Here is a 16,018-nt window from a genome sequence, read left to right as displayed (position 1 = left end):
CTTGCATGTCCTTAATATACAAAACAAATACCTGATTGTCAAATGTTTATAAAAAAAATAACCCAATCGAACTTTATTCGACTGGGTTATTTGAAAACCTCAGTTTAGTTGCGCAACGGCCACAAATTGACCGGGGCTTTAAATCATATGGTAAATTCAATTAGTTAAAGAGATACCTTAAACCAATTTGAGCTTGCCAGCGTGATACCTGCGAAATACCGTTACCAAAAGTTGATGTAAGCGGGATTTGGTTTTTATCATCAAAGTAAGGGAACGAGAATGTTGGCTTACCGATGTTAGGATCATTAGGATTAGCATTGTTGGCGTAAACACCTTTAAATGATAATGGGCTTGTACGGTTAACAAACTTAAAGTTACCCCAGTTCCTGTTCAGGAAGTTGCCAAGGTTGATGATGTTAAATTCAAACTGTAAAGTATTTTTAAACTTACCGGTTGAAGCATACAGGTCCTGGGTAAAGTTAAAGTTAACCAGGTGAAAGTATGGCAATACCAAAGCATTACGCTTAGCATATTGACCGCGGTGTTTGCTCAGGTATGGGTCCTGGTTAATAAACGCGTTCAACTGCTGGTAAGTTTGGTCTGTGGTACGTTTATCATTCAAGTTATCAGCTACCAGTACGATGTCACTTGCATCTTTAGGAATGTACATCAAATCGTTAGTAGTTTGACCGTCACCATTCAAGTCGCCATTATAAGTGTATGAAGCAACACCATTGTTAGCACTTTCGTAAGTTAAACCAACCGAAGTAGTAAGGTGTTTGATATAATCCTTACGGAATGATACCGAAGCGATGATACGGTTTGGCTGGTAAAAGTTAGCATATGAAGTAACATCAGCGTTTGGATCGCCGGATACAACACGGTCTCTCCAGGTTGACTGGGCGATAGAACCACCGTCATTAACCGAGCGTGAATCAGAGTGAGTGTAAGCTATGTTAAAGTAAAGCTCTTTAAACGTTCTTTGTAACTGGCCGGTAACGCTGTAAGTATAACCTTTGCTGGTGTTTTTCATCAGGATAGCGTCGGTAATATTAGGTACCGCCGCTGTGTTACCACCCTGGGCAGCAGGGATTGAAGGATAAACAGTAGTACTGCTGTAACGGATCCGGTTATCATTACCCTTTAAAGCCTGACCTGATGTAGGCAACGCAAGGTTAACAAAATATACCGAGTTGATATCTTTTGAATAGATACCTTCTAAAGTACCGATAATACCTAATGGCAATTTTTGGTCAACAGCTAAGTTTAACCTGAAGTTTGAAGGGAACTTGAAGTTCTTATCGGTAACAACTAGGTTGTATGATGTATTGGCTGCAGCGCCTTGCGGCCTGTTTTTGTTAACATCCGGGCTGAAGATCAAACGAGGGTCGGTTGTTGATACACCACCTGCACCAGGCACAATGCTATATGAACCAAACTGAACACCATTGTTGCTGGCCTGGTTTGATATATATACATAAGGAACCGGACCGGTAAAGATACCTGCACCACCACGCACTTGTGTGCTGGCATCGCCGTTAACATCCCAGTTAAAGCCTACCCTTGGTGAAATTTGAATATTTGTTTTAGGGAACTGCGCAGTATTGATCTTGTAACCATCCCTGAAACCTGTTAAAGCTGCAGCATTGGTATTGTACTGGCTGTCAGTATTGTAAACCGGTAAATCAAAACGAACACCGTAAGTTAATTTGAAGTTATCGTTAACTGTCCATTTGTCCTGAGCGTATGCACCAATAGTATATGATTTTACGATAGCAAAGGGGAACGAACCATCAGGCAGCGCTGAATAGCGGAAATCATAACGGGTAGCAAGTGCTCTTTGTGCATCTGTAAGACCGTTGTTAGGGTCTGCCGATGCATAAAAATCAGCTAAACTTTTAAAACGGTAACCGCCATAATAGTTAGGGGCAAAACCATTTTTAAACTTGTTCGATTCGTATGATAAACCGAAGTTAAACTCGTGTTTACCTTTGTAAAGGGTTAAGTTATCAGATGCCTGCCAGGTATCGGTATTCAATACGTTGTTGGCAGTAAACGGCTCATAACCAAATGAGGTTAAAGTAGTACCATTAGGGTTTTGGATATCAACCAATGGGAATGAACCACCGCCCGGAGACTCGCGGAAATCGCGCAGGGCCTGGTAACCTACAGTTAATTTATTGGCAAGGTTTGAGCTAATACGGGTGTTCAACTCGGCAATACCAATATTGAAGTTGTTGTTGATGGTATAGTAAGATGAAAAGAACGGCAACGAAGTGCTGCTTGGCGCACGGCCGCCGGTAGGCGCACCTGAACTGCTTGGAGGCACATCACGGAATGATTTCAAATAGAAATATTTCAATGATAAGGTATTATTTTTGTCGATATTCCAATCCAATTTGGCAGCGATCTTATCTGATTGCGTACGTAACTGGTAGTTTTCAAATGCTCCGGGATTGTATCCATAATTTTTTTGAAGGAATGAAGACAATGCGGTTAAATCAGCATAAGAAGCCTGGGAGATACTACCACCTGCTGTCTGACCATCACGTAAAGCTGTATAAGAAGTAGCCGGATCTTTAATCCTTTCCTGCTCGCCAGATACGAAGAAGAATAATTTGTTTTTGATGATCGGGCCACCTAAGCTGATACCACGTTGATTGTAGTCAATAGTTGGTTTTTGAACATCAGTAGTAAGCGTATGCAAACCTAATAAACCAGCCGAACGTTTGTAGTAGTAAACGCTGCCTTTAAATTCATTGGTACCTGATTTAGTTACGGTATTGATACCGGTACCGGCAAAACGGCCCTGGCTTACGTCGAAAGGAGATACAGAAACCTGGATCTGCTCAATCGCGTCTAATGAAATTGGCTGTGAGTTTGCCTGGCCACCTAAGGTGTTTGATAAACCAAATGAGTTATTGAACAAGGCACCGTCAACAGTTAAGTTGTTACCATTACCGTTACGGCCGCCAAATGAAGTACCATTTGCAGTTGGAGTTAATTTAGTGTAATCATAAATTGACCTGCTGATAGTTGGTAAACGATCAATTTGTGCACGGTTAATAATCTCCTGCGAACCTGTTCTTGAAGTATTGATAACCTTGTTCTGTACACCCGAAACCACAACTTCCTTAAGTTCGGTATTGGTAGGTGCAAGTTTAGCGTTGATCTTAAAGTCCTGACCTAAAGATAGCGTGATGTTATCCTGGCTAAAGGTATTAAAACCAATAAATTTAAAACTGATAGTGTACGGACCACCAACACGGATGTTTGGTAAGTTGTAACGGCCGTCGGCGCGGCTAACAGTTGAATAATTAGTACCTGTGGGTGTGTGTAACGCGGTAATGGTTACACCAGGGAGTGGTAATCCCTTTTCATCAACCACTGTACCAGACATGCTACTTGTAGTAACGTTTTGCGCGAACGCAAAGTTTAGTGTGAGCAGCGAAAAAATGAATAAAAGAAGGTAATGCTTCCTCATAAATTGCTTTTTTAATTATACGTTTAATTAATTGGCGCAAAGATAATTAATGAACTAATTACCAATGTTAAGTTAACGTTAACAATTATTATATATTTATCAACATTTTACATTATAAGTATAAAAACCATAAAACAATCGTCAAAAACAATGAAAATATTACAAATAATATGGTTTAAATCATACCCGGGCTTAACGGTTGCTTTATGCCCTTTGCTTTTATGACACAGCGCAGATATAAATAACGCGTGGCAGGTGATATATACCGGCAGTACATTTTTTGGTTTCAGCCCTTTTCCTTAGCTTTGGCATTCAAAAAATAGGGGGCTGCGGAAAAACCACAAAAATCCGCGCAGCTTATTTACCTTTGAAACGAAATTAAAGTATATCAATAATAATATGGATTACGATGTAATTGTTATTGGGTCTGGTCCGGGTGGCTATGTTGCTGCTATCCGCGCTTCCCAGCTTGGTTTAAAAACCGCCATTGTCGAAAAAGAATCATTAGGCGGTATCTGTTTGAACTGGGGTTGTATCCCAACCAAGGCTTTGTTAAAAAGCGCCCAGGTTTTTGAATACCTTAACCATAGTGCCGATTACGGTATTAAAATTAACGGCGCCGGAGAAGTTGACTTTGCCGCGGTTGTTAAAAGAAGCCGTAACGTTGCCGATGGCATGAGCAAAGGCGTTCAGTTTTTGATGAAGAAAAACAAGATAGATGTTCTTGTTGGCTTTGGTAAATTAAAAAGCAAAGGCGCTGTTGAAGTTAAAGCCGCCGACGGTACAGCTAAAACCTACAGTGCAAAACACATTATATTAGCAACAGGCGGCCGCTCGCGCGAGTTACCTAACCTGAAACAGGATGGTAAAAAAGTTATCGGTTACCGCCAGGCCATGGTATTGCCGCAGCAACCTAAATCAATGGTTGTAGTTGGTTCGGGTGCTATCGGTATTGAGTTTGCTTATTTTTACAACTCAATAGGTACAAAAGTTACCGTAGTTGAGTTTTTAGATAATATTGTTCCGTTAGAGGATGAGGATGTCTCAAAAGGATTAAACCGCATTCTTAAAAAACAGGGTATCAACATCATGACCAGCTCCAATGTGGAGTCGGTTGATACCAGCGGCGACCTGTGCAAGGTAACCGTAAAAACAGCTACCGGCACTGAAGTGCTTGAAGCCGAGATCGTTCTTTCTGCAGTAGGTATCGCCACCAATCTTGAAGGCATCGGCCTTGAAGAAAACGGAGTTAAAACCGAGCGCGGCAAAGTATTGGTTGATGATTTTTACCGTACCAATGTGGAAGGTGTTTACGCCATTGGCGATATTGTTAAAGGCCAGGCTCTTGCACACGTAGCATCTGCCGAAGGTATTATCTGCGTTGAAAAAATTGCCGGTCAAAACCCTCACCCGCTCGATTATAACAACATTCCGGGCTGTACCTATTGCTCACCAGAAGTTGCTTCTGTTGGTTATACCGAAAAAGCGGCTAAAGAGGCTGGGTATGAAGTTAAAGTTGGTAAATTCCCATTCTCAGCCTCAGGTAAGGCAAGTGCTGCCGGCGCCAAAGATGGCTTTGTAAAAGTGATATTTGATGCCAAATACGGCGAGTTCTTAGGCGCTCACATGCTTGGCTACAACGTTACCGAAATGATTGCCGAAGTAGTTACCGCCCGCAAACTGGAAGCTACCGGTCATGAGATCATCAAATCGGTACACCCTCACCCAACCATGAGTGAAGCTGTAATGGAAGCCGCTGCCGAAGCTTACGGCGAGTGTATCCATTTGTAGTATTCTGGCCCATGGTCGATAGACCATAGACCATGGTTGATAGTTATAGCTACAATAAATATTTAAAGGCTCAAATTAAATGCATTGCATTTGGTTTGAGCCTTTTTAGTTTCATACTTTATAACCACAACTTATCTTTAAAATATTATTCTAATTTAGCCCTATCAGCACATTATAAGTCACGCCCATTATCTATGGACCATCGACTATGGACTATGGACTATAAACCATGAACTAAATGAAACTACACACCATCGATACCGGCTTTTTCAAATTAGATGGCGGGGCTATGTTTGGCGTTGTTCCTAAAACCATCTGGAACAAAACCAACCCTGCCGATGAAAACAACCTTTGCACCTGGGCCATGCGCTGCCTGCTGGTTGAACATGAAAACAGGTTGATATTAGTTGATACCGGCATAGGCAACAAGCAAAGCGAAAAGTTTTTCAGCCACTATTATCTTCACGGCAATGCAAGCCTGGATAGTTCATTGGCTTCGCTCGGTTTTCATCGCGGTGATATTACCGACGTATTTTTAACCCACCTGCACTTTGACCATGTGGGCGGTGCGGTTGTACGCGAGGGCGAAAACCTGCTCCCTGCCTTTAAAAACGCCACCTACTGGAGTAATCCCAAACACTGGGATTGGGCCGTTAACCCCAACGAACGGGAAAAAGCTTCCTTTTTCAAAGAAAACATCATCCCTATACAGGAAAGCGGCCAGCTAAAATTTGTTGATACTGAAGACGGCATCAACTTTATGAAAGATTTTGAGATCCGCTTTGTATCCGGCCATACCGAATCAATGATGCTGCCGTTCATTAATTATAAAGGCAAACAGATCCTGTACATGGCCGATCTGCTGCCATCAATCGGGCACCTGCCTATCCCTTACATAATGGCTTATGATATGTTCCCGCTTCAAACGCTTACTGAGAAAAAACTTTTTTTAAACGAGGCCCTTGAAAAAGAATACGTACTATATTTTGAGCACGACCCGATTAATGAATGCTGCACTTTACAGCAAACAGAAAAAGGCATCAGGGTTAAGGATGCATTTAAACTAAGCGACCTATGACCGTTGATTAGTTTTGATTTCGATGATTCCGTTGATTCTTTAACTCATAAAACACAAAAGGCATCCCCTCGCGGGATGCCTTTGTTCATTGATCGGTTTAGGTTAAAAGCCTCGTCAATTAAATCAGTGCGGTTGAATCATAAAGCCGGATACTATCACAGCAACTTACCTCTAATCTCCAACCCCTGATCACTTAAAAAAAGGTTTAGGTATAAAGAACGTATTATCTTTTGCCGGAGGGAGCGACTAACCACCAACCTCTAACCGTTGATCTCTTCAACAAAAGGTTTAGGATTTGAGTTATCTGTACTCTCCCTCAAAAATCTCTAATCACAAACCTTTGTCATGATGCATAATTTGAAGGGATTACATAATCAACCTTTAATTTTTATGCATTTATTTTAATTATTCGCCTTTAGTGGTGGCACCGCCCTTGCCTTGGTTTTCGATCTGCAGTTTTTTGAGCATTTCGGTGCCTATCAGGGCATCAATCATGCCACCGCTGCCGCCCTCTTTACCGCTTACCAATATCTCCGGTACTAACCTGATACCTGCGGCGGCCAAAGCTTCGGCCACACGCACTATAGCGTATTGCTCGGTACCCATGGCTTCGGTTTTTTGTTTGGTAACCTCGGCTTCTGATAAACCTATGGCCTTGATCTTGGCACCTTCGGCCATACCGTTCACCTCTGTGGCGTTTGCATCGGCTTTTGCGTTTACCGTCTTGGCTTCGGCATCGGCCTTAGCTATCGTAATCCTTACCTCGGCATCGGCTTTGGCATTGATGGTCTTAGCTTCTGCCTCACCTTTTGAAGCGGCAACTCTTGAAGCAGCCATCTGGGTGTTAATCTCAACCTGGCGGGTTGATTTTACTACTTCAGGCTGCATATCGGCACCGGCCCGTGCGCTTTCAAATTCCTTACGTTCAATTTGCGCGTGGCGCTGAATTTCATAAGTAACTTTTTCCTCTTCGGCCAGTTTACGGTCGGTAAGGGTTTTCATCAGGGCTGCCGGAGGCACGATGTCGCCTATCAGGGTATCCACACCAATTACGTTATAAGTTTCCAATACCCTTCCTATGTGTTCGCGGGCATCAGTTTGCCTTTGGATACGGTTGGCCAGGAAGCCGATCACATCACTTTTTTGGGCCGAGTTACGGAAGTAGTTGGCAATGGTTGGCTCCAGCACCTGTGATACCAGGTTTTTCATTTTACCAAACCTTGCTATCACTTTCGGTGCTTCGTTGCGCGGCACGTGGATGATCTGTGACACATCCAGGTTAAAAGTAAAACCATCGCTTGACCTTACCGTAATGGTACAAAGGTTCTTATCCAGTTCGTGCGATTCGGTGCGGCTATCGGCCCAGTTAAGCACGATGTTGGTTGTGGGTACAATTTCAACGGCGTGGGTATAGATGTTTACCGGGTGCTTACCGGGATCGAGCGGTTCATCCCAAACACCTTTTTCATTTCGTTTCACGATGTTACCATGTTTGAAATTATCGCCACTGGTATCCTTGCCTTCCGGACCTACGAATGAGTTCACAACACCTACATAACCAATAGGAATATAGATCATATCCACCTGCTCAACGCTCACAAACCAGGGGTTAAGATAGTAGGTACCCGCCAGGATCACGTCCTCCTGCAAACCCTTACGGCCGCCTGCGGTGATAAAAGCAATTGGGTCCTGGTAGTTTTTATGCCCTGCAACCGATTCGCCGGCTATCTCGCCTTTGTTCAGCGGCTCGCCATCCAAAGTGGTAATAATACCTACCTTGTTTTCGTGGATCTGGGTGATAGGCACCATCTCAATATCAAACAAAAAGGTGTTGATACGATAGCTACCCGGTGTAAGGAAAGCTGCCTGAGGGCCTTTTTGACCATTATTATCCAAAAATGCTACCGCATCCTGAAACTTATCACAATCAACCGGTTTACCCAGCACACGGCCGGTATCAAACGAGGACCCGTCTTTTGCTTTTACCAGGCCAAGCTTGTTTTGCTCAATAATGGTAAAGGGCTGCATGATAATAGTATACTGCCATGGCCACATTTTCCAATATAAGCCCGGCGCAAGGCCACGGCCCTGCATACCAGCCTCGCCTTTGGTGGCTATGATCCGACCATCGGGCAGGCGGCTGTTACCCGTAAGGGCAAATTTCTTGATCACCAACCCGATACGGTCGTCCGGAACGATAACCATGCCGCAAAACACGCGCAAAACAAATTTGTACATCAGCAATAACACTATGACGGGTATAACCCACCACAGACTAACAATTAGATTGTCCATTTTTTTTAAGATTGTTTTTGATTTTTTTAACGGAACCCTTAAGGTGCGGGCCCTCACAATACTTATAGCTTACCTGGAAGAGTACCTTGGCTATATAGTGTCATTAAGACAGTTGCAGTTATGCTTTGTTACGAAAAATCATAAAAATATTTTAGGAGCGTCGTCAAATTCATGTAATTAATTGATACACAGAAAGTAAATTTTTAAATAATTTTCAGGAAACATTTTACAACAGGTGTAGTTAAATAAGTATCCTATTGTTTAATGAATACTTAACATTACCGCTATGAGTATCCCCAAAGACATCAAAAAAGAAGGTACCAGGATAAGTCCGGTAAAAGCGGGTGGACAGAAAGCCAAAGAGATCAAAACCGAGGGCCCGCTAAGTGAAAAAGACGAAGTGAAGCAAGCCGAAGAGCGTACTAATAAAGGTTTGAAGAAGAGATAGTGTAAAGTCAATAGTCTTAAGTCGGATGTCAAAAGATCTCTTTTTCCTCACCGCATTTCAGACTTATGACTTTAGACTAAAGACTAACCCTTCGCTTTCAATTTTAAAAGCAATTGTATAGTTTTATCCAAACATTTTTCTGTTATGATAAAACAAGGCTTTTTATTGTTTGCTGTAGTGGTGCTTTTTATAGCATCATGTAAACCTGAAGTTTCGGTTAGGACGCTTACCGGCAAATGGAAATATATAAAAATTGAGCATCCAAATGCAAGCCCGCCCGATACCGTAAAACAAGCCGAGTTGGATGCCAACGTACCTTATATTCAGTTTACGCCCGAAATGAAATTCCTGATTGTATGGGGCGGCAAATTCCTGTCGCACGGCTCTTTTACGCTGAATGGAAGCAACATGAATGTAACCGAGAAACTCCCTGATGGCAAAACCCGCAATTTCGTTTTTTACGTTTCGGAACTAACCGAAAATAAGATAGTTTTTGAAAGTACCGGCCCCGAAGGCTCAAAGGTTACAGCTTTGCGGGCAAGCAAATTTTAAATCAGTTAATTCTTTGCTTGCAGGCCACAAGGTACTGTCTTGTGGCCTGCACTTACAAGTAATTTAAAATCAAGCTAATCCTGTAATCCTTCGCCGTTGTTGGTGTTGTCACCAACAACTCTGCGCTATGCAATTGCAATGCTGAATTAGCTTGTAATTAATAAAAGCAACGAATAGGAAGTTGTTGGTGACAACACCAACAACGGCGCGAGTAATTTAAAATCAAGCTATCCTGTAATCCTAAAATCAAGGCTCAATGTGCCGCAACAACCTCTCCACTGGCTTCAACCTTGTTTTTTATAAACCGCTTGCCAATAAAAACAATCAGAAGTGCCAAAATTGATGACGCCGCCATAACCGCCGCCATGGGCAGCGAACTATGTTGTTTTATTACCGAAATACCGATGGATGACAAGGCCCCCACGGCCATTTGCGATGCGCCTAATATTGCAGAAGCCGAACCCGCATTTTTAGAGAAGGGAGCAAGGGATAATGCCGATGTATTGGGCGCGCAAATGCCAACGCAGCACAAAACTCCAAATATCATAGCTATAGTACCACCTATCCCGAACCAATGATTTAATGAACCCGCCAAAAACACTGTGGAAATAATCACCATTAAAATAAGTGATGCGCCTATCATTTGTTCGCTTTTGTATTTTTTTATCAGCACACTGTTTAGCTGACTTGAACCAATAAACCCGACCGAAAGCCCGGCAAAGATCCAGCCGAACTGCTTTTCGCTTACTTTAAAGCCCTCAATAAACACGATAGGCGAAGACGAAACATAGGCAAACAAACCCGCGAAAGCGAACGCGCCGCCTATGGCATAGGTTACAAACTGCGCATCCTTTAAAACTGTTATAAAATGCCCTATAATCGGCCCTGGTTTTAAAGAATAAGCAGGATCGGGCTGATAGCTTTCGGGGAGCCAGAATATTACGGACAGCAATATGAGCACCGCTATAATAGTTAATACCAGGAAAATGACCTGCCATTCAAAAGCCGCGGTAATGTAACTACCTGCGGTTGGAGCCAGCATTGGCGAAGCACCCAGTACCAGGATCAGCAACGAAAATACTTTGGCATTATCCTCAACCGGGAACAAGTCGCGCACCATGGCCATAGCGGCTACGCTTGCAGCGCAGCTGCCCACCGCCTGAAAAAAACGCAGTGCAATAAGCATTTCGAGCGATGAAGAGAAAAAACAGCCCATTGATGATACGATATAAAGCCCAAGCCCCCAGTATAATGGGTTTTTACGGCCAAACCTGTCGAGCAAAGGTCCATAAAGTAATTGCCCGGCGGCGATGCCAATAAAATAGCTCGATAATGACAGCGCTACCTCATCGGTACTGGTATGCAAGTACTTAGCTATGGCTTTAAAGCCTGGCAGGTACATATCTATAGAAAAAGGGCCAAGTGCTGTAAGCGAACCCAATATGAGGATCAGTACTGTATATTTTTGTTTGGTCATACGTGTGTTAGTTAGTTGATGGTTCATGGTTGATAGTTCATAGCTGTGAATGGGCACACAATATATAATGGTCATGCTAAAATTCTATGAACCATGATCCATAACCTATGAACCGAAGCATCAAAACGCCTCGCCTAAATTAAGACTTATTGATGAAAAGTTTTTGCTCACGCCATAATCGAGGCTGATATTGGTTCCCGTTTTTTTATTGAACTTAAAACGCAGGCCTGTGCCGGCGGCCGGGTGCCAATATACAAAGGCATGGTTCTCGGGCTCGGTAACGGAATTTACATTGGCAAATACCACAAAACCCAATAAGCCATTGCGGGTGATATCGCGGCGGTATTCAGTTTCAAAATATACCAGCCTGTCGCCCCGGTAACGGCTTTGCGGAAATCCCCTGCCCGATCGCTGATAAGGCTCCCAGCCAAGACTTGGCAGGTTAAGATAAGGTGTGCGGGGCGTAAGTGTTGTCCAGTAATAGGCCCAGAAAGCCAGCACATTTTTAGGCCCCGAGTTGGTTAACTGCACATATTTACGCATATCGATATATAATGACCTCCAGTCCGTATGGCTTCCAAAAGCCTTGGCATTAACCCGGTAAACTATGTTGGCATAAGCTCCGGGCAGCGGATTGATAGAGTTTTTGCGCGAATCGTATAATAAATTGACTGTTACGCCCGATGAAAACGCATCCCGATCGGTCGCAGTACCATATTTATAACCGGTAAACTTACGCAGGTTTTGATCGCCATTGCTTTCAATATCTATATAATAGTCAAGATTATAGCCTAACCCGGCATAAAAGTATGGCTTAATCTGCTTTAACACACTTTGATAAAAGCGGAGGTAATTATAATTTACCAGGAACTTATCTTCGGGACCCTGGTTACCTCCCAGGCCCCATGTATATTGAGGATAAACCATCAGCCTGGTGTCGCCCTGTATATTCCACTCGTTATTATTAAGCCAGATATTTGACCGGATAGGCAAGCCATACCTCCCCTTTAAATTAAAATAAGGGGTAAAAGTAAAGCTTGATAAATTAGTAGTAGCTTCATCCCCCAGGTAAAACCCAGCCGTTGTTGAAGTAAACAATGCTTTTCCGCCGCTCCGCCCGTCGGTTGTTGAGGTGGGAAAAACAGAAAAGTAGATCTTCTTTCGCTGCGTTGCCTGCTGCCGGGGCTTAATTTTAAAAAGCGAACGTACAATGTCAATAACATCCCGTTGCGGTACTGTATCTTTTTTTACGCTGATGGTATCTGCAACCGGCTCCTGTGCCAGCATCATTGCCGGAATCAAACATAAAACTATTACAGATAACCCTTTTACCATCGTACTTTAAACGAAAAATATTACCGTGCTGTTTGGCTGTTAGTAAGTTTAATAACGGATAAAACAGGGCAATCGCTTCAATTTAGCTAAATTTTAATTTAAATAAAAAAGGCCTGTAAGTATTGAAACCTACAGGCCTTTATAACAACCATTTAAATTAATGGTAAGTTGTTTGTTTAGTTACGGTTGTTTTGGTTGTGGTATAATGGTGATGCGGATGTGCCCTGCGCCAGGCAATGCGGGCAGCACGCTGCCTTTTCTCTTCGCGTCGGCGGGCTTCATTACCGATAATATAACCGCCACCGGCACCAAGCGCACCGCCAACTAAAGCGCCGCCTGCACTATGCGTAATAAGGCCACCCGCAATTGCACCGCCTGCTCCACCTATGATTGCGCCTTTGCCTTGTTTACTTATTCCCTTTTTCTGTGTGGTTTGTGCATTGGCAGTGATACTGATGGATAGCATCAGGCCAATTAAAAAGCACATATATATCATTAGCTTTTTCATAATGGTATGTATTTATAAGTGTTAACATATACACTCATGCAAATAACAGACCATTATCGAAAATAACGGCACAAAATTCAACAACTGAACATTAACCGACAATGTTTATTTCAGGAAAGCCATTACAGCTTTTGAAAATTCGGAAGTGCGGCTGGCGCTGTTATGATCGCCCGGAACGTGAACCAGCTTTGAGCCGGGAATGAGTTTATGAAGAGCAACCTCGTCGCCGTTATCATGATCTTCGCTCCCATCTATGAGCAGTACCGGGATTTTTACCTTAGCTAATTCCTGTTTGCTGGTTGATGGCTGCCACTTTTGCTGATAGGCTAAAGCAAGTTCATCAAAAGGGTTACTGTGGATATAATTGATCATCCCATCAACATCATGAAAGCTGGTATCGCCCATTAAAGCCTTATAAGCATGAATCCTCCGCGGCCATTCGGGGTTAGTGTAAGCATCGCCCATACCACCCATTACCGCCTTTTGAATCCGCTTATCCAGCACAAACACGCGCGAAGTAATGATCGATCCGCGCGAATATCCAACAATATCATATCGTTTCAGCCCAAGGCTTGTAGCCAGGCCCATAATGTCTTTAGCTTCGGCATCGTTAGCATAACCCGCGTCATCGTGGGGCTTGTCCGACAGTCCGTTGCCCCGCTGATCCAGTATGATCACTTTATAACCAGCCGTTAACAGATCATTATAAAGCTTTCCTTTTTTCCAGCCTTCGCCTGTGCCCGAAAAACCATGTACCAGTATCACCGGGAAGCCATCACCTTTCGCTTCATAATGGATTTTAACACCATCAAACGAAGTATAATAGCTACCCGGAGCAGTAACCGGCTGCGCTAATGCACCATTGCTGGTGATCAGCATAAAAATTAACAGGGCTAAACTTGCTGATAGTTTTTTGATAACAAACATATTTTTATTTAATAAACAGGTTAATAATACTTACTCCCGCAAGCCCTATAACAGAAACAAGCGTTTCCATTAACGACCATGATTTTATAGTATCTTTAATACTTAAATTAAAATACTCTTTATACAGCCAAAAACCCGAATCGTTTACGTGCGAAAATGCCAGGCTACCGGCCCCAATGGATAATACCATTAAATTGGGATTAATATGATTTTGCAAAACCAGCGGCGCGACAATGCCTGCAGCTGTTAGTCCGGCAACTGTTGCCGAGCCCAAACTAACGCGGATAATAGCAGCTATCACCCAGCCTAATAACAGTGGCGGCAAATTGAACGATTGCAGTTGCGCTGCTATCTGGCCGCTTACACCGCTGGCGGTTAAAACTTCCTTAAAGGCGCCCGATCCCGCTATGATCAATAATATCAAGGCCACATCCTTCACCGCATCAGTAAAATTGCCCGCAAGCTGGCCCATGCTTTTACCTTGCTTTACACCTAAAGTATAGGTGGCAACCATAAGCGCTATCAGCATAACAATTGATGGATCGCCAAGAAATGTGATGAACTTTGCTACACCCGGATCCTGTATGTTAAGGTATGGAAAAAACGCGGTAAGCATTAAAAGCAAAACCGGCAATAAAGCTGTAAAAAAGCTATTGAACGCGCCGGGCAGCTTTTCGGCAGGTAATTCTTCAGCCCTGAAAGTAGCCAGTGGCTCCGATGGGATTTTTTTAAGAAATTGTGCAAACACTGGCCCCGCCAGTATAATAGCCGGAATAGCTATCATAAGCCCGTAAATAAAGGTGGTTGCCATATTAGCATGAAACAAGGCCACTAACGCCGATGGCGATGGATGCGGGGGCAAAAAACCATGCGTTACCGACAGCGAAGCCAACATAGGTAAGCCTATATACACAGCCGGCAGTTTATACTTGTAAACTACAGAGAATATAAGTGGGACCATCAGCACGAAGCCAATACCATAAAACAGCGGAATACCTATAATAAACCCGGCTGCCACCAGCGCCCATTGAATATATTTTTCGCCTACGGCGGCAACAAGTACACCTGCTATTTTTTGCGCAGCCCCGCTTACAGCAACCAGCTTGCCCAGCATAGCGCCCAGGCAAATAATGATGAGCAGCTGACCTAAAATATCCCCCATGCCTTTTTGAACGGAAGCGGTTACCTTATTAATGGGTATGCCCAATAACAAACCTGCAATTATCGAAACAATGAGAAAGGCAATAAAAGGGTTTATTTTTACCAGGCTCACCAGCAAAACCAGTAAAACAATACAAAAAAAGACAGTTAACAGTACCATTAAGTTATAGGTTATGTGTGGCCAGCGGGTGTGCAACCTCAGTATAGGGCGCCTGCTGATGCCAACTAAAGTAATAACAAAATTTGAGTTTAGGGTTTTTATATGGTAAAAGCTTTGATAACCCGGTCTCAATCATCAATCAGCCTTGTAATTTTATCATCTGCACTCAAAAACAAGCGGTTTGTGTAACTAACATACAACATGTTGCTATTTATAACATTGTTTTATTAATTTTATAAAAAATAGTTTTAATTTTGCATTAAAGTTTTATCCGATAAGATTAAACCCAAACCACTACTTTACAGGATACTGTAATTTTAACGCATACTTTAATACCTTTTCGGCATTTATTTCTTTAACTTTTATTATGGTAAAGCGTATTTTAGTATTGGACGACAATCAAGACATACTTGATATTGTTCATGAAACCCTTACTTATGAACAATTTGAAGTCAAAAGCACATCAATAAGCAATGATGTACTTCCGCTGATTGAGAGCTTTGAACCGGATCTTGTTATACTTGATTACCGGGTGGCTGGTACTAATGGCGGCGAAATTTGCCGAAACATAAAAGTACATCCTAAATTTGGCAATACTCCTGTTATTATATTCTCGGCCTATGTGAACAATGAAAATGAGCTCATCAGCTACGGGTGCGACGCAATAATCAACAAACCATTTGATTTGACCGAACTTGTTGAAAAGGTTAATAACCTGCTTTAAAAACGTAATCCCTGCCTCAACGGTCAATTTACCTCCCCTTGCACTATCCATTTAACCTTTATTTCATTCCTTTATTCT

General features: G+C 42.8%; 12 protein-coding genes. 5 read left to right on the top strand and 7 right to left on the bottom strand.

Going from position 1 to position 16,018, the window contains the following annotated elements; genetic code table 11:
- Window positions 1-160: 160 nt before the first annotated feature.
- The gene (locus IEX80_RS27035) at window positions 161-3,484 is read right to left on the bottom strand and encodes a TonB-dependent receptor (RefSeq protein WP_188834752.1); all 3,324 of its coding nucleotides are present in this window, start codon (window positions 3,482-3,484) and stop codon (window positions 161-163) included.
- Window positions 3,485-3,883: 399 nt separating this feature from the next.
- On the opposite strand from IEX80_RS27035, the gene lpdA reads away from it, so the two are divergent.
- Together lpdA and IEX80_RS27025 are read left to right on the top strand one after the other, a co-directional pair.
- Window positions 3,884-5,275, top strand: coding sequence for a dihydrolipoyl dehydrogenase (gene lpdA / locus IEX80_RS27030; protein ID WP_090533040.1), 1,392 nt, complete (start codon window positions 3,884-3,886; stop codon window positions 5,273-5,275).
- A 238-nt stretch (window positions 5,276-5,513) separates the two neighbouring features.
- Complete coding sequence (locus IEX80_RS27025) at window positions 5,514-6,353, top strand: MBL fold metallo-hydrolase (protein WP_188834751.1); 840 nt, start codon at window positions 5,514-5,516, stop codon at window positions 6,351-6,353.
- 405 nt (window positions 6,354-6,758) lie between these two features.
- Here the strand turns inward: IEX80_RS27025 and IEX80_RS27020 are convergent, their stop codons facing one another.
- Window positions 6,759-8,648: an SPFH domain-containing protein gene (locus IEX80_RS27020; protein ID WP_188834750.1), complete on the bottom strand. Its 1,890-nt coding sequence runs from the start codon at window positions 8,646-8,648 to the stop codon at window positions 6,759-6,761.
- 286 nt (window positions 8,649-8,934) lie between these two features.
- Between IEX80_RS27020 and IEX80_RS27015 the strand changes: the two genes are divergently transcribed.
- Together IEX80_RS27015 and IEX80_RS27010 are read left to right on the top strand one after the other, a co-directional pair.
- A complete protein-coding gene (locus IEX80_RS27015) occupies window positions 8,935-9,096 on the top strand; it encodes a hypothetical protein (RefSeq protein WP_175490081.1) in 162 nt (53 codons plus the stop codon).
- Window positions 9,097-9,240: 144 nt separating this feature from the next.
- A complete protein-coding gene (locus tag IEX80_RS27010) occupies window positions 9,241-9,648 on the top strand; it encodes a hypothetical protein (protein ID WP_176628346.1) in 408 nt (135 codons plus the stop codon).
- Between the two features lie 253 nt (window positions 9,649-9,901).
- Here IEX80_RS27010 and IEX80_RS27005 read toward each other — a convergent pair whose 3' ends face one another.
- From IEX80_RS27005 to IEX80_RS26985, 5 genes are all read right to left on the bottom strand, one after another.
- The gene (locus IEX80_RS27005; RefSeq protein ID WP_229701779.1) at window positions 9,902-11,152 is read right to left on the bottom strand and encodes a multidrug effflux MFS transporter; all 1,251 of its coding nucleotides are present in this window, start codon (window positions 11,150-11,152) and stop codon (window positions 9,902-9,904) included.
- 93 nt (window positions 11,153-11,245) lie between these two features.
- Window positions 11,246-12,460 carry a BamA/TamA family outer membrane protein gene (locus IEX80_RS27000; protein ID WP_188834749.1) on the bottom strand — a complete coding sequence of 405 codons (1,215 nt, stop codon included), beginning with the start codon at window positions 12,458-12,460 and terminating at the stop codon, window positions 11,246-11,248.
- 157 nt (window positions 12,461-12,617) lie between these two features.
- On the bottom strand, window positions 12,618-12,968 hold the full coding sequence (locus IEX80_RS26995; RefSeq protein ID WP_090533047.1) for a YMGG-like glycine zipper-containing protein: 351 nt from the start codon (window positions 12,966-12,968) through the stop codon (window positions 12,618-12,620).
- A gap of 105 nt (window positions 12,969-13,073) precedes the next feature.
- Window positions 13,074-13,895, bottom strand: a complete 822-nt coding sequence (locus IEX80_RS26990) for an alpha/beta fold hydrolase (RefSeq protein WP_090533048.1) — start codon at window positions 13,893-13,895, stop codon at window positions 13,074-13,076.
- 4 nt (window positions 13,896-13,899) lie between these two features.
- Window positions 13,900-15,216, bottom strand: coding sequence for a gluconate:H+ symporter (locus tag IEX80_RS26985; RefSeq protein ID WP_090533397.1), 1,317 nt, complete (start codon window positions 15,214-15,216; stop codon window positions 13,900-13,902).
- Between the two features lie 367 nt (window positions 15,217-15,583).
- Here IEX80_RS26985 and IEX80_RS26980 point away from each other — a divergent pair, with 367 nt between their 5' ends.
- A complete protein-coding gene (locus IEX80_RS26980; protein WP_090533049.1) occupies window positions 15,584-15,940 on the top strand; it encodes a response regulator in 357 nt (118 codons plus the stop codon).
- The last annotated feature ends 78 nt before the right edge of the window (window positions 15,941-16,018 follow it).

The sequence above is a fragment of the Mucilaginibacter rubeus genome (genome assembly GCF_014643835.1).
Taxonomy (GTDB): domain Bacteria; phylum Bacteroidota; class Bacteroidia; order Sphingobacteriales; family Sphingobacteriaceae; genus Mucilaginibacter; species Mucilaginibacter rubeus.
This window is presented reverse-complemented; position numbering and strand designations above follow the sequence as displayed.